The organism is Vibrio sp. 10N.261.51.A3, from assembly GCF_041471965.1.
Lineage (GTDB): Bacteria > Pseudomonadota > Gammaproteobacteria > Enterobacterales > Vibrionaceae > Vibrio > Vibrio crassostreae_C.
This window is the reverse complement of record NZ_JBFRPK010000029.1, coordinates 63,841-86,136: the sequence shown is the minus strand read 5'-3', so window position 1 is coordinate 86,136 and position 22,296 is coordinate 63,841. Positions and strand designations below refer to the sequence as shown.

22 protein-coding genes are annotated in these 22,296 nt (G+C 44.9%); 16 read left to right on the top strand and 6 right to left on the bottom strand.

Annotated elements, in window-relative coordinates; translation table 11 throughout:
* Positions 1–58 precede the first annotated feature (58 nt).
* Both AB4371_RS08545 and uspA read right to left on the bottom strand, forming a co-directional pair.
* On the bottom strand, positions 59–937 hold the full coding sequence (locus AB4371_RS08545) for a carboxylate/amino acid/amine transporter (RefSeq protein ID WP_372149448.1): 879 nt from the start codon (positions 935–937) through the stop codon (positions 59–61).
* Between the two features lie 52 nt (positions 938–989).
* Positions 990–1,424, bottom strand: a complete 435-nt coding sequence (gene uspA, locus AB4371_RS08540; RefSeq protein WP_017060149.1) for a universal stress protein UspA — start codon at positions 1,422–1,424, stop codon at positions 990–992.
* 189 nt (positions 1,425–1,613) lie between these two features.
* Between uspA and ftnA the strand changes: the two genes are divergently transcribed.
* From ftnA to AB4371_RS08525, 3 genes are all read left to right on the top strand, one after another.
* Positions 1,614–2,141: a non-heme ferritin gene (gene ftnA / locus AB4371_RS08535; protein ID WP_017066029.1), complete on the top strand. Its 528-nt coding sequence runs from the start codon at positions 1,614–1,616 to the stop codon at positions 2,139–2,141.
* Positions 2,142–2,209: 68 nt separating this feature from the next.
* Complete coding sequence (uspB, locus tag AB4371_RS08530) at positions 2,210–2,533, top strand: universal stress protein UspB (protein WP_009848060.1); 324 nt, start codon at positions 2,210–2,212, stop codon at positions 2,531–2,533.
* A 250-nt stretch (positions 2,534–2,783) separates the two neighbouring features.
* The gene (locus AB4371_RS08525; RefSeq protein WP_372149446.1) at positions 2,784–3,977 is read left to right on the top strand and encodes an NAD(P)/FAD-dependent oxidoreductase; all 1,194 of its coding nucleotides are present in this window, start codon (positions 2,784–2,786) and stop codon (positions 3,975–3,977) included.
* Between the two features lie 145 nt (positions 3,978–4,122).
* Here AB4371_RS08525 and AB4371_RS08520 read toward each other — a convergent pair whose 3' ends face one another.
* Positions 4,123–5,016 (bottom strand): DMT family transporter, encoded by an 894-nt coding sequence (locus AB4371_RS08520; RefSeq protein WP_102320563.1) that lies wholly within the window; start codon positions 5,014–5,016, stop codon positions 4,123–4,125.
* A gap of 138 nt (positions 5,017–5,154) precedes the next feature.
* Here AB4371_RS08520 and rmuC point away from each other — a divergent pair, with 138 nt between their 5' ends.
* The 7 genes from rmuC to tatC all read left to right on the top strand — a co-directional run bounded on the left by rmuC (position 5,155) and on the right by tatC (position 11,490).
* On the top strand, positions 5,155–6,687 hold the full coding sequence (gene rmuC, locus AB4371_RS08515) for a DNA recombination protein RmuC (RefSeq protein WP_372149443.1): 1,533 nt from the start codon (positions 5,155–5,157) through the stop codon (positions 6,685–6,687).
* Between the two features lie 65 nt (positions 6,688–6,752).
* A complete protein-coding gene (gene ubiE, locus AB4371_RS08510) occupies positions 6,753–7,532 on the top strand; it encodes a bifunctional demethylmenaquinone methyltransferase/2-methoxy-6-polyprenyl-1,4-benzoquinol methylase UbiE (protein WP_026012235.1) in 780 nt (259 codons plus the stop codon).
* 98 nt (positions 7,533–7,630) lie between these two features.
* Positions 7,631–8,236, top strand: coding sequence for an SCP2 domain-containing protein (locus AB4371_RS08505; protein ID WP_017063051.1), 606 nt, complete (start codon positions 7,631–7,633; stop codon positions 8,234–8,236).
* Complete coding sequence (gene ubiB / locus AB4371_RS08500; protein ID WP_017065813.1) at positions 8,233–9,867, top strand: ubiquinone biosynthesis regulatory protein kinase UbiB; 1,635 nt, start codon at positions 8,233–8,235, stop codon at positions 9,865–9,867. Before AB4371_RS08505 ends, ubiB begins: the two co-directional genes overlap by 4 nt.
* A 53-nt stretch (positions 9,868–9,920) precedes the next feature.
* A complete protein-coding gene (gene tatA, locus AB4371_RS08495) occupies positions 9,921–10,175 on the top strand; it encodes a Sec-independent protein translocase subunit TatA (protein WP_017060154.1) in 255 nt (84 codons plus the stop codon).
* A gap of 3 nt (positions 10,176–10,178) precedes the next feature.
* Entirely contained in the window at positions 10,179–10,586 is a 408-nt protein-coding gene (gene tatB / locus AB4371_RS08490; protein WP_017060155.1) for a Sec-independent protein translocase protein TatB, read from the top strand.
* Between the two features lie 148 nt (positions 10,587–10,734).
* Positions 10,735–11,490, top strand: coding sequence for a twin-arginine translocase subunit TatC (gene tatC, locus AB4371_RS08485; RefSeq protein ID WP_017060156.1), 756 nt, complete (start codon positions 10,735–10,737; stop codon positions 11,488–11,490).
* Between the two features lie 288 nt (positions 11,491–11,778).
* Here tatC and AB4371_RS08480 read toward each other — a convergent pair whose 3' ends face one another.
* On the bottom strand, positions 11,779–12,540 hold the full coding sequence (locus AB4371_RS08480) for a TatD family hydrolase (RefSeq protein WP_017063053.1): 762 nt from the start codon (positions 12,538–12,540) through the stop codon (positions 11,779–11,781).
* A gap of 208 nt (positions 12,541–12,748) precedes the next feature.
* On the opposite strand from AB4371_RS08480, the gene hemB reads away from it, so the two are divergent.
* From hemB to polA, 3 genes are all read left to right on the top strand, one after another.
* Positions 12,749–13,792 carry a porphobilinogen synthase gene (gene hemB / locus AB4371_RS08475; protein ID WP_372149440.1) on the top strand — a complete coding sequence of 348 codons (1,044 nt, stop codon included), beginning with the start codon at positions 12,749–12,751 and terminating at the stop codon, positions 13,790–13,792.
* A gap of 77 nt (positions 13,793–13,869) precedes the next feature.
* The gene (locus AB4371_RS08470) at positions 13,870–14,304 is read left to right on the top strand and encodes a GNAT family N-acetyltransferase (protein ID WP_372149438.1); all 435 of its coding nucleotides are present in this window, start codon (positions 13,870–13,872) and stop codon (positions 14,302–14,304) included.
* Between the two features lie 680 nt (positions 14,305–14,984).
* Positions 14,985–17,783, top strand: a complete 2,799-nt coding sequence (polA, locus tag AB4371_RS08465) for a DNA polymerase I (RefSeq protein WP_372149436.1) — start codon at positions 14,985–14,987, stop codon at positions 17,781–17,783.
* Positions 17,784–18,290: 507 nt separating this feature from the next.
* Here the strand turns inward: polA and AB4371_RS08460 are convergent.
* Both AB4371_RS08460 and yihA read right to left on the bottom strand, forming a co-directional pair.
* Positions 18,291–18,890: a GTP-binding protein gene (locus AB4371_RS08460; RefSeq protein ID WP_102332592.1), complete on the bottom strand. Its 600-nt coding sequence runs from the start codon at positions 18,888–18,890 to the stop codon at positions 18,291–18,293.
* A 218-nt stretch (positions 18,891–19,108) separates the two neighbouring features.
* Positions 19,109–19,771, bottom strand: coding sequence for a ribosome biogenesis GTP-binding protein YihA/YsxC (gene yihA, locus AB4371_RS08455; RefSeq protein WP_372051193.1), 663 nt, complete (start codon positions 19,769–19,771; stop codon positions 19,109–19,111).
* Between the two features lie 148 nt (positions 19,772–19,919).
* On the opposite strand from yihA, the gene AB4371_RS08450 reads away from it, so the two are divergent.
* The 3 genes from AB4371_RS08450 to yihI all read left to right on the top strand — a co-directional run bounded on the left by AB4371_RS08450 (position 19,920) and on the right by yihI (position 22,290).
* Positions 19,920–20,537 carry a cytochrome c gene (locus AB4371_RS08450; RefSeq protein WP_012602993.1) on the top strand — a complete coding sequence of 206 codons (618 nt, stop codon included), beginning with the start codon at positions 19,920–19,922 and terminating at the stop codon, positions 20,535–20,537.
* Between the two features lie 557 nt (positions 20,538–21,094).
* On the top strand, positions 21,095–21,733 hold the full coding sequence (locus AB4371_RS08445) for a class I SAM-dependent methyltransferase (protein ID WP_010433503.1): 639 nt from the start codon (positions 21,095–21,097) through the stop codon (positions 21,731–21,733).
* A complete protein-coding gene (yihI, locus tag AB4371_RS08440; RefSeq protein ID WP_017060163.1) occupies positions 21,733–22,290 on the top strand; it encodes a Der GTPase-activating protein YihI in 558 nt (185 codons plus the stop codon). The genes AB4371_RS08445 and yihI overlap by 1 nt, the downstream gene beginning before the upstream one ends.
* The last annotated feature ends 6 nt before the right edge of the window (positions 22,291–22,296 follow it).

Below are 22,296 nucleotides of genomic sequence, written 5' to 3'. Positions count from 1 at the left end.
GCCTCCTCCTACTCGATTGGGGTTATCCGAGCTGACTCATGTAGCTCGTTCAAATCAGCTAAGCGTTGCTTGCGGATCTTGCTACGCGCTTCTTCACCCACGTCTCATTGACGAATAAAGAGAATAAGATAACGGCGCCACCAATAGACAAGCGAACCAAATCGACATCTCTGTTCCAAATCAGGATATTCACCACCAGACCAGCAGGAACCAAGGCATTGTTCATCACTGCCAGCGCGCCAGCATTCACCATGCACGCGCCTTTATTCCATATAAAGTAACCCAGCCCCGACGCAATCAAGCCAAGGTAGATCAGGATTCCCCATTGAAGTGTGGTGGTGGGCAGTTTCTCTGGGTTGCCTAGTAGCATGAAAGCCACTGACGCGACACATAGCGCCCCTAAGTAGAAGTAACCAAATACGGTTCGCTGAGGCAACTCGGTCGATTCCTTCTCCATCACCACCTTGTAGCCCACCTGACCAATAGCAAAGCACAGGTTCGCGCCTTGCACGACGAGGAAGCCGACTAAAAAGTTTTCGTTAATACCTGCGAACTTAATGAATACCGCGCCCAATACCGCAATTGCCGCTGTCACTAGGTACCACGGAGAGAATTGCCCTTTGAGAAAGTCATAAATAAGCGTGACGTAAATTGGCGTGAAAACGGTAAACAAAAGGACTTCAGGAACGGATAGCAGTAAGAAAGATTGATAGTAGAAGCAGTACATCAGGCCAAGCTGGATACCACCAATTGCCATCAATTTAGCGATCAGCTTACGCGATACGCCGCGAAACTTTAGGAAAGGAAGAAATACGACGCCGGCAAGGGCAACACGCATTAAAACAGAGAACCAAGAATCAACCTGACCCGCAAGGTAAACGCCGATCAGGCTAAAGGAGAAGGCCCATAGGAGGGTAACACCAGCTAAATAGCTCATAGTAAAACTTCGTTAATAAGATATGAGCTGTATGTTACCTAACCTTAAATCATTAGTCTTCTGAATCTCTTAGAGGCACGACCAGCATATCAACCGGAGAGGCGTTGATCAGTTGGCGTGTTGAAGAGAGCAGCTTGCTCCAAAAGTCTTGATGGTGACCGCAAACCACGAGATCAACATTGAACTCGTTGATGGTGTCACACAGCTCATGACTCAAATCACCACTGCCTACTAGGGTATGGGTGATCGGGTATTGGGCGTGCTCCGCAAAATTTTGCAGCTGAATACGAGACGCTTCCATCGCGTTGTGCTGGGTTTCGGCCATGTTGATATCAATCAGGCCGGTATACAGCTCTGCGTAGTTAATATCGATATGGATAAAAGAGACTTTGGCTTCCAATGGCTTAGCCAATGCTACCGCTTTATCCACAATTAATTTGCTGTCTTCTGATAAATCGACCGCGACCAAAATATGTTTGTAACTCATATCGCTACCTCCTTTATTCATTGTCTGATTTAAGATTAGCACTATGCGATGGCTTTTTTTGCTGAAGTGATCTCATATCCACTGTCTTGCGTAATGACAGCTCGAAATATTGGTTAACTAATGGCCTGCGAGATATTCATTAAATAGTGATATAGTAGAGAAAATTGAGGATGTAATTAGGAGTCTTAAATGCTGTCAAAAACTATGGTTGAGCAACTGAATGATCAAATTAACCTAGAATTTTTCTCATCCAATCTATACTTACAAATGAGTGCTTGGTGTGAAGACAAAGGATTTGAAGGTGCAGCCGAGTTTCTGCGTGTTCATGCAGTAGAAGAAATGGAGCATATGCAGCGTCTTTTCACTTACGTAAGCGAAACAGGTGCAATGCCAATTCTAGGTGCAATTGAAGCACCAAAACACGAATTCGAAAGCCTTGGCGCAGTGTTCCGTGAAACTTATGAACATGAGCAGATGATTACTGAAAAGATCAACAAACTGGCTCACGTTGCTTTCAGCACACAAGACTACTCAACCTTTAACTTCCTGCAATGGTACGTTGCAGAGCAACACGAAGAAGAGAAGTTGTTTAAAGGTGTATTGGATAAGCTAGAACTTGTTGGTGAAGACGGTAAAGCACTGTTCTTTATTGATAAAGACCTAGCGCAATTGGCAAAAGATGGTTCATCTTCAATTATGGAAGCTCCTGCCGTTTAGGTAGTACGAGAAAGACACTGATTATCTTTTTCTTTTGAGTTTTCTTATGAAGATGTAGGGAGGAAAGGATGATCAGCGGCGACACTATTCTATTTGCACTAATGGTTGTGACTTGCGTGAACTGGGCGCGTTATTTTACTGCGCTAAGAACGCTCATTTATATTATGCGAGAAGCGCATCCTCTACTTTATCAACAAGTAGACGGAGGCGGTTTTTTTACAACCCATGGCAATATGACCAAACAGGTTCGCCTGTTCAGTTACATCAAAAGCAAAGAGTATCACCATCATCATGACGAAGTTTTTACTTCGAAGTGCGATCGTGTAAGACAGTTATTCATACTCTCGTCCGCTCTGTTAGGTGTAACCTTGCTCTCTTCTTTCATCGTCTAAGTTTTTTAGTACGTGTGAAGTAGAGCTTAGGTTTTGGTGTGAAGCTTTGGTTGTTGGTTCGCTAAGCCAAGTAGTGGTTTTGCTGCTGTCTGCAAATTGTACAATTGAACATCAATTGCAAAGTTTAAAATTGCCGCTAAAATAGCGAGCAATTAGTAAGGATGTGCTGTTTATGCACATCCTTTTTTATTGATGGCATTTCGAGAACAGGGTGTACTCGGGCTGCAAAAGTGAAGAAAAGCAGAACCACATGAGTGAAAAATTTGATGTAATCGTAATTGGTGCGGGCGCCGCAGGCTTAATGTGTGCTGCGGAAGCTGGTAAACGTGGCCGACGAGTGCTGGTGGTTGATCATGCAAAGAAACCAGGCAGAAAAATTTTAATCTCAGGTGGCGGTCGTTGTAACTTCACTAACTATGATGTTTCAGCCAACAACTTCCTGTGTAACAACCCTCACTTCGTGAAGTCAGCTTTATCTCAATACACCAACTGGGATTTTATCTCGATGGTGAGCAAGTACGGTATTGAGTTCGAAGAGCGTGATCACGGCCAGTTGTTCTGTGTGAATGACCACACAGCAAAAGATATCGTGAGCATGCTGCTTGACGAGTGTAAGCAGGCGAAAGTCGAACAACGCTACCGTTGTGATGTTCACTCCATCGAAAAAACAGACGCTGGCTTCAAGATGCACCTCAATACCGACGAAGTTGAGTGTGACTCACTGGTTGTGGCGACAGGTGGTTTGTCGATGCCTAAGCTGGGCGCAACGCCATTTGGCTACAAGATTGCCGAGCAATTTGGTTTGTCTGTGATGCCAACTACCGCAGGCTTAGTACCATTTACTCTGCATAAAGAAGATAAAGAAGATTTCGCTGAGCTTTCAGGAATCGCGATTCCTGCCGAGATCACCGCGCAAGACGGCACCTTATTCAAAGAAGCGTTGCTGTTTACCCACCGCGGCTTATCTGGTCCTTCGGTATTGCAAATTTCTTCGTTCTGGAAAGCGGGTCAATCGGTTTCGATTAATCTAGTACCAGAAGCTGATGTGACTGAGTTGTTGGCGAACTCTCGTGAGAAGCATCCAAATCAGAGCTTAAAGAACACATTGGCAAAAGTATTACCTAAGCGTTTTGTTGAGGTATTGATTGACCGTAAAGAGCTGGAAGACAAACCGCTTAAGCAGTTCAACGAAAAGCAGCTTAATGGCATTGTTGAGCATCTAGAAAACTGGAAAATCGCACCAAATGGCACAGAAGGTTACCGTACGGCGGAAGTTACTCTTGGTGGCGTTGATACCGATCACCTCTCTTCAAAAACCATGGAATGTAAGAACATCAAAGGCTTATTCTTCGTTGGTGAGGTGATGGACGTAACGGGCTGGCTTGGTGGTTACAACTTCCAATGGTGTTGGAGTTCAGGCTTTACTGCTGGTCAGTGGGTTTAAGCTTTTAGCTTACTCACTAGATTTTAAATTATATAAAAATGGCGAGTTATACGACTCGCCATTTTTGTATCTAACATTGTGCTCTAGCTCTAGATTCGACTTTATCGATAGCTTTTCGTGCTCAATTGAATCTTTTAGCTCTTATTTACGCCGGTTTGTTTTTTGAAAACTTGATCTGCTGGATAACAAGGCCGGTAATGATCAGTACCAAGCCAAACAGGGTCGCTGGGTGAATCTCTTCGCCGATAATCGTGGAAAGTAGCATCAACGAGATAAACGGTGAGGCAAAAATCAGATTGCTGATACGCGCTGTGTTGTTGGTCAGTTTTAATGCCGAGAGCCACAAGACAAAGGTAATGCCCATCTCGAACAGGCCTACGTAAGTCACAGCCATCCAACCTTTTGCTGTGATTTGACTAAAGCTCTCGCCTTCGTAAAGGGTTAAACCGATCGCGAAAGGTAATGCCACTAAGAAACCAAGCAATACGCCAATCACAGGGTCCGCCTTGTTTTTGGTGTTGAGAATCCAATATCCCGCCCAAAGCAGAGTAGAAAGCAGCGCCAGTGCCACACCGAGTGGACTATCGAACTGCATGCCTAACACATCTCCTTTGGTGGCAATAACTACCACACCCGCATAGCTGAAGGTACACGCAATCCAATCTTGCTTACGAATCTTTTGCCCCAGAAAAACCGCCGCCATTAAGGTTAGCGTGATAGCCCAGCTGTAGTTGATGGCTTGAGCTTGAGAAGCGGGCAGCAGGTCGTAGGCTTTGAATAGAATCAGGTAATAAGCCAATGGGTTAACCAAGCCGAGCAGCAGGTAATACCAAGGGTTTGAAAGGAACGTTGTACTCAGCTGAGAAAGTTTGCCTTGAAAGGCGCAGACTGCGATCAACGCAATCGACGACACAATGCTAGCGATGGTCAGCATTTGAATAGGTGAAAACTCAGCAAGGGTCAGCTTAAAAGCAGTAGCGACCGTTGACCACAGCAGTACTGCGGAAAGGCCAAAGCCCAAGGCACGACGTTCGTTCATGGCAACTCATTCTAATTTGATGGGACAGAATACGGAGCGCCTAGTCTATCTGTCGAATTTTAATACGGCAAACTGGACATTTATCCAGTATCAAAATACCATTTAATGAGTTACTTCAAATTAGGCTAAATCATTATCATGCAATGGATTATCGAACATCAGGCAACGCTTATTGCTGCAATTTCTGGCGCGCTCGTCAGCGGCGGTGTGGTGGGTTGGTGGATTAAACAGAAGCTCTCTTTTCAGCAGCGATTGCTCGAGCAGCAGCTAGAGTCCGATCGTTTGTTGCATGAATCTCAGCAATCTCAGCTCAAAGTATCACTCGCAGAGGCGCAACAAGAACTCAATGAGTTAGATGATGACCGAGACAAAGCGGCATTCGAGCTCAAGCAAGCGCACGGTAAGGTGATGGCTGCGATGGAAAAGCTGCGCTACTTTGAGGCTGTGAAGCAAGAGCGCCAGCAGTACGCCGATGAGATCAATGTGCTTAAGGATCATAAGTCTGAATTAGAAGCTGAGCTGCGCGAACAAGAAGCAAGACACGACCAAGAAAACCTCGCCAATAGCGAAAAGCTACAGTTGCTAGAGCAAGCCGAATCTCGACTTAAGCAGCAGTTCGAACTGTTAGCGAATCAACTGTTTGAGAGCAAAACCGCTAAGGTCGATCAGCAAAATAAACAGAGCCTAGAAGGTTTGTTGTCTCCATTGAGAGAGCAGTTGGAAGGCTTCAAGAAACAAGTGAACGACAGCTTTAGCCAAGAAGCCAAAGAGCGTCATACCTTAGTTCATGAGCTTAAAAACCTGCAACGTCTTAATGAGAGCATGACACGTGAAGCGGTTAATCTGACCCAAGCACTAAAGGGCGATAATAAACAGCAGGGTAACTGGGGCGAAGTAGTACTGGCACGGGTGCTGGCAGAATCAGGGCTGCGCGAAGGTCATGAATACCAAACTCAAGTGAACCTGCAAAACGATGCGGGCAAGCGTTACCAGCCAGATGTGATTGTGCATCTGCCACAAGACAAGCAAGTGGTGGTCGATTCAAAAATGGCGCTGGTGGCATTTGAACGCTATTTCAATGCCGAAACCGATCAGCAACGCGATGCTGCATTGCGCGATCACTTGGTGTCACTGCGAGCGCACATCAAAGGCTTGAGCCAGAAAGATTATCATCAGCTCAAAGGCATACAGAGTCTGGATTACGTGTTGATGTTTATTCCGGTTGAACCAGCATTCCAAGTGGCGATTCAGGCGGATCCTAGCTTGGTGAAAGACGCGATGGAGCAAAATATCATCTTGGTCAGCCCAACCACTTTGCTGGTGGCACTGCGTACCATTGATAACCTGTGGCGTAACGACAGACAGAACCAGAACGCACAGGTTATCGCAGAACGTGCGAGCAAGCTTTACGACAAGCTGCGCCTGTTTGTTGATGATATGGAAGGCCTTGGCAGCTCACTTGATAGAGCAAACCAAAGTTATCAAGGGGCGATGAATAAGCTAGTCACAGGGCGAGGCAACGTGATTCGTCAGGCCGAAAGCTTCAAGCAACTCGGTGTTGAGGTGAAGAAACCGATTTCGGTAGGCTTGGCTGAAATGGCTCAAAATGAGGCTTTTTCAGAAAATGTCTCTTTAGTAGAAAGACAACCTACTGAGGATAAAGTAAACTAATCGGCCGCAGCGCCTCTAAACACGGAGCGTGCTGTCGATGAGAACTTACCATGGTAGATAACAGCATTATGGACACAAGCGTGCAGACAAATTCAGCAGTAGAGTCAGAAACCACACACTTTGGTTTCGAAACAGTCGCGAAAGACGAAAAAGTCGCGAAAGTAGCAGAGGTATTTCACTCTGTAGCCGCTAAATACGACATCATGAATGACTTAATGTCGGGTGGTGTTCACCGCTTGTGGAAGCGATTCACGATTGATTGCAGTGGCGTTCGCCCTGGTCAGCGTATCCTAGATCTTGGTGGTGGTACTGGCGACCTTACTGCGAAATTCTCGCGTATCGTTGGTGAAAAAGGCCACGTGGTTCTTGCTGATATCAACAACTCAATGCTGAATGTTGGCCGTGATAAGCTGCGTGATAGCGGCATTGTTGGCAACGTACACTACGTACAAGCGAACGCTGAAGAGTTGCCATTCCCAGATAACTACTTCGATTGCATTACGATCAGCTTCTGTCTGCGTAACGTAACCGATAAAGACCAAGCGCTGCGTTCTATGTACCGCGTACTTAAGCCGGGTGGCCGTCTGTTGGTTCTTGAGTTTTCTAAGCCAGTGCTTGAGCCACTATCAAAGGTTTACGACGCATACTCTTTCCACCTGTTGCCAAAAATGGGTGAGTTGATTGCTAACGATGCAGACAGCTACCGTTACCTTGCAGAATCTATTCGTATGCACCCAAATCAAGAGACTTTGGAAGGCATGATGCAAGAAGCGGGCTTTGAAAATACAAAATACTTCAACCTAACGGGCGGCATTGTTGCGCTGCACCGCGGTTACAAGTTCTAGTCGAGCTTGGTAGCAGGCTCGCTGAGCGTGCTAAACAATAAGAATAAAGATAGAACGGATAGGTTAAGGCTTATCCGTTTTCAAAGGTAAGGACAGTCATGCCATTTGATCCATTGGTAACCGCGGTTATTGAAACCTCTTTAAATACTTTCGTGAACGATGATCCAGCACTGGTTCGTCGTTTGTCTCGTTTAAAGGGGCAGATCATTCAAGTCAATTTGAAAGAGTTGAATAAAACACTCACTTTCGTTTTCAGCCAACAGATTGATGTGTTGTCAGAATACGAAGGGCAGCCTGACTGCTACCTATCTTTGAACCTATCGGTGTTACCTGAACTGCGTGAGCAATCGAACATCACCAAGCTGATCAAGCAAGATAAGCTGATCTTAGAAGGTGATATTCAACTGGCTCAGAAATTCGCTCAACTGATGACAGACTGCAAGCCTGATTTGGAAGAGTGGTTATCGCGCGTAACGGGTGATGTGGTTGCGCATACCTTGGTGCAAGGCGTTAAAAACGTCGGTGGCTTTGTAGCAAAACAGGCAACTAAGCATCAAAATCATGTTGCTCAAGTTCTGACTGAAGAGTGGAAGATCGCACCTGCACCGTTAGAAGTCGCGCATTTTTGCGACCAAGTTGATGACGTAAAAAGCTCTGCTGCTCGTCTTGAAGCTAAGTTGAACGCTCTGTTGGAGAAAGCATGACCCCAGCAGAACTGAAACGTCTTTATCATATTATCAAGGTACAGTTGGAATACGGCCTTGATGAGTTGATGCCGGAACACCAACTGACTAAAGCCCCTTTGTTGGCGCGAAAGTCACTGTTTTGGCTCAAGAACAAGCATCAAGATAAAGAGTTGGGTCATCGCTTGCGCCTTGCGCTGCAAGAACTTGGTCCAGTGTGGATCAAGTTTGGACAGATGATGTCGACACGTCGTGATCTGTTCCCTCCTCATATCGCCGATCAGTTGGCGTTGTTGCAAGACCAAGTTGCGCCGTTTGATGGTCAATTGGCGAAGCAAGATATGGAAAAGGCGTTGGGTGGCAGTTTAGACAACTGGTTTACCGACTTTGATATCGAGCCACTGGCTTCTGCTTCTATTGCTCAGGTGCATACCGCAAAGCTTAAAGAGAGCGGTCGCGAGATTGTTCTGAAGGTCATTCGACCTGATATTCGCCCGGTGATTGACGCAGATCTAAAACTGATGCACCGAATGGCGCGTATAGTCGCTAAGTCGCTTCCTGAAGCACGTCGTTTGAAACCGGTTGAAGTGGTTCACGAGTACGAGAAAACGTTACTTGATGAACTCGACCTGCGCCGTGAGGCGGCCAATGCCATTCAACTGCGACGTAATTTTGAAGGCAGTGAAGAGCTGTATGTTCCAGAGGTTATCCCTGATCTAAGCAGCGAAACCCTGATGGTGTCAGAGCGAATCTATGGTATTCAAGTCTCCGATATTGAGACGCTAGAAGCCAACGGCACCAACATGAAATTGCTCGCGGAACGCGGTGTGACGGTATTCTTCACCCAAGTATTCCGAGATAGCTTTTTCCATGCAGACATGCACCCGGGCAACGTATTTGTTAACCCAGAGAATCCAGATAACCCTCAGTGGATTGGTTTGGATTGTGGCATTGTTGGTACGCTCAATAGCGAAGATAAGCGCTATTTAGCAGAGAACTTGTTGGCTTTCTTCAATCGAGATTACCGTAAAGTTGCTGAGCTACACGTTGATTCGGGGTGGGTGCCACACGACACTAACGTCAATGATTTTGAGTTCGCGATCCGTATGGTGTGTGAGCCAATCTTTGCAAAACCACTTGGCGAGATCTCATTTGGCCATGTGTTGCTAAACTTATTTAATACAGCAAGACGTTTCAACATGGAGGTTCAACCTCAGTTGGTGCTTCTGCAAAAGACCTTGCTGTATGTCGAAGGCCTAGGCCGTCAGCTGTATCCGCAACTTGATTTGTGGGCAACGGCGAAGCCTTTCCTTGAAACCTGGATGATGAATCAGGTGGGGCCGCAAGCTGTGATCAACGCAGTAAAAGAGCGTGCGCCATTCTGGGCAGAAAAACTGCCAGAGCTGCCAGAGCTACTTTATGACAGCTTGCGCCAAGGTAAAGCGATGAACCACAGAATGGATCAGCTTTATCAAGGTTACCGAGATAGTAAGCGTCAGCAAGCAACTGGAAAGTTTTTGTTTGGCGTTGGAGCCACTTTAGTCGTATGCTCCGCAATATTAGTTTCAAGCCCTTATGAGCAGCTATCTATGGGCTGTGGCATCGCAGGTGTCACATTTTGGTTGCTTAGTTGGCGAGCTTACCGTCGTTAGACAGTAGACTCTCTTAATATTTTTATGTGTAGACAGACCCGAGGACAATGACAATGGGTGGTATCAGTATTTGGCAACTTCTAATCATTGCTGTAATTGTAATTTTGCTATTCGGAACAAAGAAACTGCGCGGTATGGGTGGTGACTTAGGTTCAGCGGTTAAAGGCTTCAAAAAAGCGATGAGCGATGAAGACAAGCCTGCAGATAAGAAAGATGCAGACTTCGAACCAAAGAATATTGAACAGCAGAAGACAGAAGCTCACGCTGAAACAACTGCTGAAACAAAGAAAGACAAAGAGCAGGCGTAAATCGTGTTTGATATCGGTTTTTGGGAACTGGTATTAATATCTGTCGTTGGGTTAGTGGTTTTAGGGCCTGAGCGTTTGCCCGTGGCGATTCGCAGTATTTCCAAGTTTGTTGGACAAGCGAAAAGCATGGCAAACAGTGTGAAAGATGAACTTTCTCATGAGCTTAAGGTGCAAGAGCTGCAAGAAAACCTACGCAAGGCGGAAAAAATGGGTATGGAAGATTTATCTCCAGACCTTAAAGCGTCAGTCGATGAACTCAAGCAGGCCGCTGCTGAGGTTCAACGTCCGTATGCTAAGCCTGAGTCTGATAAGCCAAGTGAGACTAAACCTAGTGTCATGGAAACTGTGGAATCTGAAACCATTCAGGTCAACAGCGAAGCTTCAGCACCGTCAGATAAGAAAGCCGAATAGTCTCGCAAGGAGGAGTCGCCGGATACTTGATTCGCTAGATGTTTAAATAGATATCTATTCAAGTAAATAACTATTCAAGTGGATACCAATTCAACTGGATAGATACACGCGCGGCTCCTTTTCGATCTTCCTGTTTAAGAGGTTTGACATGTCTTCGACTGAGCAGACACAGCCTTTAATTAGCCACCTTCTAGAACTACGTAATCGCCTACTACGTGCGATTGTCGCGGTGCTAGTGATATTTGTCGGGCTAATTTATTTTGCTAATGATATTTATGAATTCGTATCAGCACCTTTGGTAGATCGTCTACCGGAAGGGGCGACGATGATCGCAACCGATGTTGCATCGCCATTTTTCACACCGCTGAAATTAACCTTGATCGCGTCTATATTCCTCGCGGTTCCGTTTATTTTGTATCAGGTGTGGGCTTTTGTTGCTCCGGGTTTATACAAGCATGAAAAACGCTTGATCATGCCGCTATTGGCTTCAAGTTCATTGCTGTTTTACTGTGGTGTGGCGTTCGCTTACTTTATTGTATTCCCGTTGGTATTTGGCTTTTTTACGGCCATATCATTAGGGGGAGTAGAGTTCGCAACCGACATCTCAAGCTATCTTGATTTTGTACTCGCGCTGTTCTTTGCTTTTGGTATTGCCTTTGAAGTGCCTGTTGCGATTATCTTGTTGTGTTGGACGGGGGCAACAACGCCTCAATCTCTGTCTGAAAAGCGTCCTTACATTGTGGTGGGTGCTTTCATCATCGGTATGATGCTGACACCACCAGATATGATCTCGCAAACACTGTTGGCGATTCCAATGTGTATTCTGTTTGAGATTGGTCTGTTTTTCGCACGCTTTTATACGCGTAAGCCAGATGCGGATGAAGAGGAAGAAGCTGAATCTTGATTCGGAATGCTTCAGTAAAAATCACATAATAAAAAAGCGGCCTAGGGCCGCTTTTTTATTATGTCTGTTTATCGAATCTTTAACTGATAGCCACAGTTCTGACATATATAGAGCTCTTTGATGCCCAAAATTTTATGCCATAGGGTTCGATGTTGACGTTGTAAGTGTTGTGAATGGTCACACATAATCAACTATCCCCATATGCAGGTGGTTGATACTATACATGTCACTTAGTTTTCTCAAATAAATTCAGGAAAAATCCGTAATAATTACTTATTAATAGATTTGTCATAAATTAAACAATGCCTTAGCATTTTTGGTGGTTATGTTTTCGACTTCTTCAAGGGTAATTCCGCGTAATTCGGCGATGCGTTTTGCTACTAATTCTGTGTAGGCTGGTTCATTGCGTTTACCGCGATTCGGTGTTGGTGCCAAGTATGGGCAATCTGTCTCTAGAATGACGTAATCCATATCGAGATGTGGGATCACCTTGTCCATCCCAGAGTTCTTAAAGGTCGAAACGCCGCCTAAACCTAAATGAAAGCCTAGCTCGTTGATCGCTTGAGCTTCCTCTAAGCTGCTACCAAAGCAGTGGAATACCCCGCGTAAGCTGCCATCTTGTTCTTTACGAAGTAGGGCAAGTGTCTCTTCAATGGAATCACGAGTGTGGATCACCACAGGTAGATCAAGCTCTTTTGCCCACTGCAGTTGAGTCACAAACGCCATCTCTTGTTCAGCCTTGAAGGTTTTATCCCAGTACAAGTCGATACCAATCTCACCCACGGCGATAAAGTCATGCTTATCAAACCAAGCTCGAATGGTTTTGAGGGTTTGCTCGATATTCGCATCCACATAACAAGGGTGTAAGCCCATCATTGAACGGCACACATCAGGAAACTGCGCTTCTGTTGCTAACATTGGTTCGATAGATTCTAAATCGATGTTCGGCAATAGAATGGTATCAATCCCTTGAGCCAGTGCGCGCTGCACAACTTGTTCGCGGTCTTCATCGAATTCACTAGCGTAAATATGAGCATGGGTGTCGATCATTGTTTTGTCCTGAAAGCGGTCTTTACTGAGTTGTCATGAGTATACGGCAGTGTGAGGAGAAGGTCATTTTTTGCCATTTATCCCTATTTTTGAGTGGGTTTCATATTTTACTGCTAGCGTCCTGAGCCATCAGTGATATGCTTTTGCCTGTATTTAGCACTTTTCATATCTAAGTATTTCGGTGCTTAGACTAGGCAAGGAGAATCTAGTGTCTGTTTCAATTCAAGGTCAATTCCCAGGTCGCCGTATGCGCCGTATGCGTAAGCACGACTTTAGCCGTCGCCTAATGGCAGAAAATCAATTGTCTGTGGATGATCTAATCTACCCAATGTTTATCCTGATGGGTAAAGACCGCCGCGAGCCTGTCGAGTCAATGCCAGGTGTTGAACGCTTGTCGATCGACTACATGCTTGAGGAAGCAGATTACCTGTCAAAGCTGGGTGTTCCTGCGATTGCTCTATTTCCAGTCGTGAACCAAGATGCTAAAAGTTTATGCGCAGCTGAGGCCCATAACTCAGAAGGTTTGGTTCAGCGTGCAGTACGCTCATTAAAAGAACATGTGCCAAACATTGGTGTTATCACAGATGTAGCACTAGACCCGTTCACCACACATGGCCAAGACGGCATCATCGATGAAGATGGCTACGTGATGAACGATGAGACGACTGAAGTCCTGATCAAGCAGGCTTTGTCTCATGCTGAAGCGGGCGCTGATGTGGTTGCACCATCGGATATGATGGATGGTCGTATTGGTAAAATCCGTGAAGCATTAGAAGAAGCGGGTCATATTCATACCCAAATCATGGCTTACTCGGCGAAGTATGCATCTTGCTACTACGGTCCATTCCGTGATGCCGTTGGCAGTGCTTCGAACCTGAAAGGTGGTAACAAGAAGAACTACCAGATGGATCCTGCAAACAGCGATGAAGCAATTCACGAAGTGGCGATGGATCTTAATGAAGGTGCAGACATGGTAATGGTGAAACCAGGTATGCCTTACCTAGACATCGTGCGCCGTGTGAAATATGAACTGCAAGCGCCGACATTTGCTTACCAAGTATCTGGTGAATACGCGATGCACAAAGCAGCAATTCAAAACGGTTGGCTGAAAGAGCGCGACACCGTTATGGAATCACTGCTGTGCTTTAAGCGTGCGGGTGCCGATGGCATTCTGACTTACTTCGCTAAAGATGTGGCTGAGTGGCTTGCAGAAGACAATGCACAAGCAGCAGAACACCTAAAAGAAAAGTAACGATCTAGCGTTGCTTAACTGATCACCAAAAGGGTTGGCCATTGTGCCAGCCCTTTCGTTTATGAGGATGAAATAAGATGTCAGTCATCGTACGTGAAGGCTCACTGGAAGAAGTGGTTTCGATTGTGGAGCAGATCTCTGAGTTTGCTAAAAAAGAGAGTGTTGCTTCTCTTTCAGAGCGATTATCAGGCAAGAAGAACCTGATCTTAGTGGCAGAAGAGGCTGGGGTGCTGCTTGGTTTTAAGATCGGCTATGAATTGGATCAAGATACTTTTTACAGCTGGTTTGGTGGCGTGTCACCGCTCGCGAGGAACAAAGGCGTTGCACAGGCGCAATTAGACGTTCAGGAACAGTGGGCGAAAGAGCAGGGCTACAGACAGTTAAAGGTTAAGTCTCGTAACCAGTTCCCTGCAATGTTGCGCCTGTTATTGAGAAACGGTTACCTAATCGAAAGATTTGAAGAAAAAGAAGACATTAATGACCATAGAATCCATTTTTTGAAGCAAATTTAAGCACTGCTGTTAACGGTTTATAAATCAAATGAGATTCATTATCATTTAATTGTTGACTATTAAATGATAATCATTATTATTAACTTCGTCTTAGGGAATGAGGAAATGTTCACAAGGATGTTAAGTACTCAAGTATCTACTTGGTTACCCAACAGAATTCTCGCGAACTTGTACTAAGTTCTTTTTGACACGACATTGCTCACATTGCTTCCAGTGTAATTTATAGCTTTTAGGTAGAGCTGTGGTATTCAATTTGAATGGCTTTACCGGTTTTTGCTAGGCGACATCTTCGGGTGTCGCTTTTTTTTATACCTACCATTTCAACAAGATGCATATTTAGTGGCACGTATTTTTATGAATAAAACGCCATCAGCATTCTTTTCCACAACGCAAGATCGAGAAAAGATCGTTGATCATCTGTTCGATCTGTAAAATTATTCTTTATTTTCAGTTGTTTATTGGTGTTTTTTGAGTTGTTCACCGTAGTTCTCAACAGGGTGGATAAATAATATAAACAGAGTTATCCACAGAACGCTTGCGTCTAAGAACAAAAAATAACAACAAATCGATTATAACGAACACAACCGAGTGAACGGATACAGATCGACAACGTGGAATCCAACCAACAGACGTGGCATTCTTAACAGATAATTTCTGTACTTACTGGATACACAAACATTATGGCTCGTATTCCTGATAATCCATTGATTCTGATCGATGGCTCTTCTTACCTATATCGCGCGTTCCATGCTTACCCTGGCACAATGAGCAATGGTGATATCCCAACTAACGCTGTTTACGGTGTAGTTAACATGCTGCGCAGCATGATGCGTCAATTTGCTTCTGATCGTATTGCGGTTATTTTTGATGCAAAAGGAAAGACGTTCCGTGATGACATGTACCCAGAGTACAAGGCTAATCGTCCACCTATGCCGGATGATCTACGTTGTCAGATCGAACCTTTGCACAACGTGATTCGCGCAATGGGTCTACCACTTATCTCGATCCCAGGCGTTGAAGCGGATGATGTGATTGGTACGCTAGCTTCTCAAGCATCTAAAGCGGGCATGCCGGTTTTGATCAGTACTGGCGATAAAGATATGGCGCAGCTGGTTGATGACAACGTTACTTTGATCAACACCATGACCAACGTGGTTATGGATCGCGAAGGCGTTATAGAGAAGTTTGGCATCCCACCTGAGCTGATTATCGACTACCTTGCACTGATGGGCGATAAAGTGGATAACATTCCTGGCGTTCCAGGTGTTGGTGACAAAACAGCAACTGCTCTACTACAAGGCATTGGTAGCATCGAGAAGTTGTACCAAAACCTAGATGATATTGCGGCGCTTGGCTTCCGTGGTTCAAAGACCATGGCTAAGAAGCTGATTGATAATAAAGACAACGCTGAGATGTCTTACGAGCTTGCAACGATCAAACTGGACGTCGAGCTAGAAGAGACACCAGAGTCACTCGTAAAAACCCAACCAAACACGGATGAGCTGATTAAGCTATACGGTCAACTGGTCTTCAAATCTTGGTTGAACGAGCTACTTGAAGGCGGCAGCGGCGTGGTTGAGGCGGATGAAAAGTCGGGTGCAGTGCGCAGCAGCGAGGCATCAACTACATCTACTGTAGAAATGAACACCTCTGCAGTGACGATTGATCGCAGCAACTACGAAACCATCCTAGATGAAGCCTCTTTTAATGCGTGGCTAGAGAAACTGAAAGCGTCAGAGGTGTTTGCCTTTGATACTGAAACGGATAGCTTGGACTACATGGTGGCTAACCTTGTTGGTCTATCATTCGCAACTGAAGAAGGCGTTGCCGCTTACGTACCGGTTGCCCATGATTACCTAGATGCACCTCAACAACTCGACCGTGATTGGGTACTTGAACAGCTTAAGCCGATTCTTGAAGATGACGCACAGGCTAAAGTCGGTCAAAACCTGAAGTACGATATGAGCGTTTTAGCGCGCTACGGTATCGAGATGAAAGGCATCAAGCACGACACCATGCTAGCGTCTTATGTTTTTAATAGCGTTGGCGGCAAGCATGATATGGATAGCCTAGCGCTGCGTTTCCTTCAGCACAGCTGCATCTCATTTGAGCAAATCGCAGGTAAAGGTAAGAAGCAGCTTACTTTCAACCAGATTGAGCTGGGTGAAGCGTCTCCATACGCAGCAGAAGATGCTGACGTGACTTTACGTCTTCATAACCGTTTGATGGAAAACATTGAGCAAGATGAAAAGCTAAAAGCCATCTATGAAGAAATCGAAGTACCACTGATCCCTGTTATGTCTCGCATTGAACGCACTGGCGTATTCATCGATGACATGCTGCTAGGCGCTCAATCGCAAGAGATTGCGGTTCGATTGGATGAGCTAGAACAGAAAGCCTACGAGATTGCAGAGCAAGAGTTCAACATGAACTCGCCAAAACAGCTGCAAGCGATCCTGTTTGAGAAAATGGGTCTGCCTGTTATCAAGAAAACGCCATCAGGTGCACCTTCAACCAACGAAGAAGTGCTGCAAGAGCTGGCTCTTGATTACCCGCTACCTAAGCTGATCATTGAGTATCGTGGCCTTGCGAAACTCAAGTCTACCTACACAGATAAACTACCGAAGATGATCAACGCTGAAACGGGTCGTGTTCATACGTCTTATCACCAAGCGGTGACAGCAACGGGTCGTTTGTCTTCAACAGATCCAAACCTACAGAACATCCCAATTCGTAATGAAGAAGGTCGTCGTATCCGCCAAGCATTCGTTGCACAACATGGCTGGAAGATTCTAGCGGTCGATTACTCTCAAATTGAATTGCGTATCATGGCGCACCTTTCGGGTGATAAAGCGCTTCTGGAAGCATTCCAACAAGGCAAAGATATCCACGCGGCAACGGCTGCTGAGATCATTGGTGTTGATATTGAGCAGGTAACGACTGAGCAGCGTCGTCGTGCTAAAGCCGTTAACTTCGGTCTTATCTACGGTATGAGTGCTTTTGGTTTGGCTAAGCAACTGGGTATTCCTCGTGGGGAAGCACAGCACTACATGGACACTTACTTTGAACGTTACCCTGGCGTAATGCAGTACATGGAAGACACACGCAGCGCGGCTTCAGAGCAAGGCTTCGTTGAAACCATTTACGGCCGTCGTTTGCACCTTCCTGAAATTCAATCTCGTAATGGTATGCGTCGTAAAGCGGCTGAACGCGCAGCGATCAACGCGCCAATGCAAGGTACAGCGGCAGATATCATCAAGAAAGCGATGTTGTTAGTCGATGAGTGGATTCAAGCCGAAGGCGATGGTCGTGTGAAGCTATTGATGCAAGTACACGATGAATTGGTGTTTGAAGTGGAAGAGTCAGCTTTAGCCGAAATTGAAAGTAAAGTACAACAATTGATGGAATCCGCGGCAGAACTAGAAGTGCCGCTTGTGGCGGAAGCTGGCCACGGTGATAACTGGGATCAAGCCCACTAATCAGTTTTTGACCTTATTAAGCAAATTAGTATGAGCCAGTGCACAAACACTGGCTTTTTTTTGTCTCGAATAAAGATAAGCTGTGAAAAGAACTTAGATGTTTTAATAAAACATTCATGAAAAAAAACTACAAAAATTGTTTTCATTTCTGAGCAATTGTTGTACATTAAATCTTGTAGGGTACAGAGGTAAGATGTTCTATCTTTCAGACCTTTTGTTTCACGTTATTGGATTAGGCTGATTCAGCCGCCCCAGTCAGTATTTGACTGGGGCGTTTTTTCTTGTGCGAAAGAAAAATATTTCCAACCTACCATTCCCCCGTAAAACCTCTCATTTTTAGTGCCTTTTATTACACTTTCTCAAGCACAGTGATAAGCCCCTGATTTGCCTTAGATCTGGAATTCGATCAGCTTTTGGTAATTTAAATCCGTCTCTAAGTCGATTGTTTTATCACTTGAAATAACTTTTATTTTACAAGTTATCGATAAAGGATTGATGGCTCACGCCTTATTTATCAGTGTATTGAGTCGGTGAATGCTCAATGTAATCCATGATTTTCTGTTGCTTCTCGGTGCTGTATTTCAGTGCTTCGGCGGTGATCTGGATGGATTGTGCCATCGAAGAGATATTGTTGGTCGCTTTTACCAAGGTTTGCTGCATGGGTTTCAGGATAAGCAGATAGATAGCGGTCAAAGCGATAATAATGACGGCGATAACGGCCGCTAACGCAATGATGATCTTGGTCTGAACATCATCCAACAGCATTTGACTGGTTTGTTTAAAGGCGAGTCGAGATTGGTCTAAGGCTTGTGGTAGTTGATTGAGTGATGTCTTGGTGGAGCTCGCAAGCTTATTGATGCTTTCAACGGTTTGATTGAGGGCTTGTTGCTGGTCGTCGCTTAGGTTGGGGTTGTTGACTATCGCCTGCAAAGATTGCGATATCACCTCAAGAGACTCACTCGCATCTTGGGCGTACTTTTCCATGCCATCGAGGTCTAAGGTCATATCGACATTGATCAGTGGGGCTTGTTCTTGTTCTGCTTCAGAGGCAAACCCTGTCAGTGAGACCAACATAAGTGCAATGATGGCCAATGGTGTTTTCCACATGAGTATTCCTTTCTCATTGTTCTGATTATTTAGATGTGTCTTTTAGTATGGTTCACTTCTATTGGTTTTAGTGGCTAAATCCGATTTTTAACACTAAAAACTTATGCTTAACTCACTCATTTTTGGGCAAAAAAATACCCCACCTATATAAGGAGGGGCATTGATAAGGCTAAATCACGTGTTGTAAGTGCTCTAACCTATAGCGATAAGTAGAGGAACTACTCTGAGTCGTTGTGCTCTTCGTCTGCTAACTCATCAATGATTTGATCAGCAAGAAGCGCAGGCGCAAACCACTCATCCATCTTGGCACGCAGTTGGTCAACGCCGATGCCCTTCATTGAAGAGAAGACATCAACCGCAACATCACCACCGAAAGATTTTGCATCGTTACGGATTTTCAGTAGCTGTGCTTTACGCGCACCACTTTTCAGTTTGTCTGCTTTTGTTAACAAAACCTGTACTGGGATGCGGCTATCGATAGCCCAGTAGATCATTTGTTGGTCAAGGTCTTTCATTGGGTGACGGATATCCATCAATACCACTAAACCTTTCAGGCTTTCACGTCGTTGTAGGTATTCACCTAGCGACTTCTGCCATTTTTTCTTCATCTCAAGTGGTACTTGAGCAAAGCCATATCCAGGTAAATCGACGATATGACAACCGTCCGTTACCTTAAATAGGTTGATTAGCTGAGTTCGACCGGGTGTTTTACTGGTTTTCGCCAAGCTTTTTTGGTTTGTAACGCGATTTAGCGCGCTAGATTTACCAGCATTGGAGCGTCCTGCAAACGCAATTTCGATCCCTTCGTCTTCTGGTAAATGACGAATATCAGGTGCACTGGTAATGAAATGCGTGTTTTGATAATGAATTTTTACGCTCACTGTTAACTCCATCTCGACTTTGTGTAGTCGATTGATTACTTTTTTGTGAATTTGTGTAAAATAACCGTGCTCGGCATAAGGTCGCCTATTGTACCATGAGTGGCAACATAGAGTGGTACTGGAAGCTTGATAATTATAATGGAATGTCATGAAGAAATTAGCGCTAATTTTGAGTCTTTTAGCCAGCTGCTCAGTATGGGCTCAAGGTAGTATTGAAGCTGGTAAAGCCAAATCACAAACATGTGTTGCCTGCCACGGTGCTGACGGCAACAGCCTGATCACTCAGTACCCTAAGCTGGCTGGTCAACATGAGAAGTATCTAGAGAAGCAGTTAAAAGAGCTTAAGCTAGGTATGACAAGTGGTGGTAAGCAAGGTCGTTACGAACCTGTAATGGGTGCAATGGCGATGCCTTTATCTGAAGAAGATATGGCTGACCTAGCGGCATACTACGCCTCTCTACCTATCTCTAGTAACTCTACTCCTGAAAATGTAGTAGATGAAGGTAAGGTTCTTTACACAGCGGGTAACGCAGAACGCGGCGTAACGGCGTGTATTGCTTGTCATGGCCCTCGTGGTAATGGTACCGAACTTTCTGGTTTCCCTAAGATTTCAGGTCAGCACGCAGATTACATCAAGGCTCAACTTGAAAAATTCCGCGATGGTGACCGTAATAACGACATGAATGCGATGATGCGTGATGTAGCTAAAAAGTTAACAGACGCTGATATTGATACCTTATCGAAGTACGTTGGTGGTTTACACTAATTTGTCGGTTTCTTGCTCTTAGCCAGAGTAAAGGAATGTACGTTCGAGCGAGATTGAAGAGACGCCCCGATCAGTAATGGTCGGGGCGTTTTCTTTTGTATTGGTTTTATTAATGCGTTTTGTGTTTATGTCTGATTTATCAATGTGTGATCGATTTGTGTACAAAAGTGTGAACTCGCACTCTTGTAGTCTTTTTGTAACACGGTAAAGTAACCGCCATCAGCTAGGAGCTGACTTAGATATGGATGATCATCTAGTCTAACGGTATAGACAGAAATGGATCAGGCTAGGACAGCCCAGCAACAAGGTGTTAGAAAAGGATAGCCAAAACTCATCAGGACGATGAACAACAAACAAATTTGGCATGGAAAGCACCAATAACAAATGGAGATTTGTGTACCAAGTTGAGTATGCAAATTTTGGCCGATATAGGCAGATTTAGAGAGCGATAGGTTTTCCTATCGCTTTTTTTATTGATTTGATGAAAAAACACCCAATACCTCTCCACTATAAACTCAGTTTCTGGTATGTTTCGCATCCCTGTTTAAGGATGTGCTATGTATACTTGTCCCTTATGCCATCACCAAGGCGTGAATCACTATTTTGAAGACAAACGCAGAGCCTATCTGCAGTGTCAGCAATGTGAACTGGTATTTGTTAAGCCTGAACAAAGGTTAGAAGCAAAAGAAGAAAAAGCACACTATGATCTCCATGAGAACGATCCTAGTGATGCAGGCTATCGCCGCTTTTTATCTCGCATCGCGGATCCACTAACAGACAAAATTTCATCTAACTCACACGGGTTGGATTTTGGTTGTGGCCCAGGCCCTACGCTATCTATTATGTTAGAAGAAGCCGGACACACCATGGAGTTGTACGATATCTATTACCACCCAGAACCCTCTGTGTTGGAAAAAACGTATGACTTTATGACTGCCACGGAGGTGATAGAGCATCTTTATCACCCAGACAAAGTGTGGCAGCAATGGTTGAATTTAGTTAAACCCAAGGGCTGGATTGGTCTTATGACTAAACTAGTAATAGACGTAGACGCGTTTGCTGGTTGGCACTACAAGAATGACCCGACACATGTCGTCTTCTTTAGTCGTCAAACATTCCAGTTTTTGGCAGAGCGGGATAAGCTCGAACTAGAATTTTTTGGAAATGATGTAATTTTACTGAGGAAAGTGCAGTAATGGGTCGTAGTAAGAAATCAAGAAAGCCGGGAGCACTTGGCGCTCCGGAGCCTATGGTTACTCGTAACCGTAGTGAATCTGATGTTGAAGGTCGTGAACGTAAGCGTGTTAAAAAGCGTAAAGGCCTGAAGTCTGGCAGCCGTCATTCAGATGGTAGCGAAGCAAAACAGCGTAAAGCTGCACAAGCTCGTGACCCTCGTTTAGGCAGCAAGAAAAAAATTCCGCTGATCGTTGAACCAGCGAAGAAGCCGACTAAACAAGAGCGCAAGCTATCTAACGAACAAGAGTTAGAGATGCTTGAGAATGATGCTCAACTGAACACACTGCTAGATCGTATCGAAAATGGTGAAAACCTAGGTGCTGGTCTACAGAAGTTTGTTGATGAGAAACTTGATCGTATCGAACACCTAATGGGCCGCTTAGGTCTACTAGAGCCAGAAGACGATGAAGAAGAGATCTTCGAAGAAGCACCGGTTGCCTCTAAGAAGAAAGCGAGTTCTGACGAAGACTTGCTATCTCAATTCGAAGATTTCGATTTAGACAGCTTTAAAGGTTAATAGCCA

Excerpts from the sequence above, each read along its gene's own strand:
- AB4371_RS08545 (WP_372149448.1), bottom strand. The coding sequence starts at position 937 with ATGAGCTATTTAGCTGGTGTTACCCTCCTATGGGCCTTCTCCTTTAGC.
- uspA (WP_017060149.1), bottom strand. The coding sequence starts at position 1,424 with ATGAGTTACAAACATATTTTGGTCGCGGTCGATTTATCAGAAGACAGC.
- ftnA (WP_017066029.1), top strand. The coding sequence starts at position 1,614 with ATGCTGTCAAAAACTATGGTTGAGCAACTGAATGATCAAATTAACCTA.
- uspB (WP_009848060.1), top strand. The coding sequence starts at position 2,210 with ATGATCAGCGGCGACACTATTCTATTTGCACTAATGGTTGTGACTTGC.
- AB4371_RS08525 (WP_372149446.1), top strand. The coding sequence starts at position 2,784 with ATGAGTGAAAAATTTGATGTAATCGTAATTGGTGCGGGCGCCGCAGGC.
- AB4371_RS08520 (WP_102320563.1), bottom strand. The coding sequence starts at position 5,016 with ATGAACGAACGTCGTGCCTTGGGCTTTGGCCTTTCCGCAGTACTGCTG.
- rmuC (WP_372149443.1), top strand. The coding sequence starts at position 5,155 with ATGCAATGGATTATCGAACATCAGGCAACGCTTATTGCTGCAATTTCT.
- AB4371_RS08505 (WP_017063051.1), top strand. The coding sequence starts at position 7,631 with ATGCCATTTGATCCATTGGTAACCGCGGTTATTGAAACCTCTTTAAAT.
- ubiB (WP_017065813.1), top strand. The coding sequence starts at position 8,233 with ATGACCCCAGCAGAACTGAAACGTCTTTATCATATTATCAAGGTACAG.
- tatA (WP_017060154.1), top strand. The coding sequence starts at position 9,921 with ATGGGTGGTATCAGTATTTGGCAACTTCTAATCATTGCTGTAATTGTA.
- tatC (WP_017060156.1), top strand. The coding sequence starts at position 10,735 with ATGTCTTCGACTGAGCAGACACAGCCTTTAATTAGCCACCTTCTAGAA.
- AB4371_RS08480 (WP_017063053.1), bottom strand. The coding sequence starts at position 12,540 with ATGATCGACACCCATGCTCATATTTACGCTAGTGAATTCGATGAAGAC.
- AB4371_RS08470 (WP_372149438.1), top strand. The coding sequence starts at position 13,870 with ATGTCAGTCATCGTACGTGAAGGCTCACTGGAAGAAGTGGTTTCGATT.
- polA (WP_372149436.1), top strand. The coding sequence starts at position 14,985 with ATGGCTCGTATTCCTGATAATCCATTGATTCTGATCGATGGCTCTTCT.
- AB4371_RS08460 (WP_102332592.1), bottom strand. The coding sequence starts at position 18,890 with ATGTGGAAAACACCATTGGCCATCATTGCACTTATGTTGGTCTCACTG.
- AB4371_RS08450 (WP_012602993.1), top strand. The coding sequence starts at position 19,920 with ATGAAGAAATTAGCGCTAATTTTGAGTCTTTTAGCCAGCTGCTCAGTA.
- AB4371_RS08445 (WP_010433503.1), top strand. The coding sequence starts at position 21,095 with ATGTATACTTGTCCCTTATGCCATCACCAAGGCGTGAATCACTATTTT.
- yihI (WP_017060163.1), top strand. The coding sequence starts at position 21,733 with ATGGGTCGTAGTAAGAAATCAAGAAAGCCGGGAGCACTTGGCGCTCCG.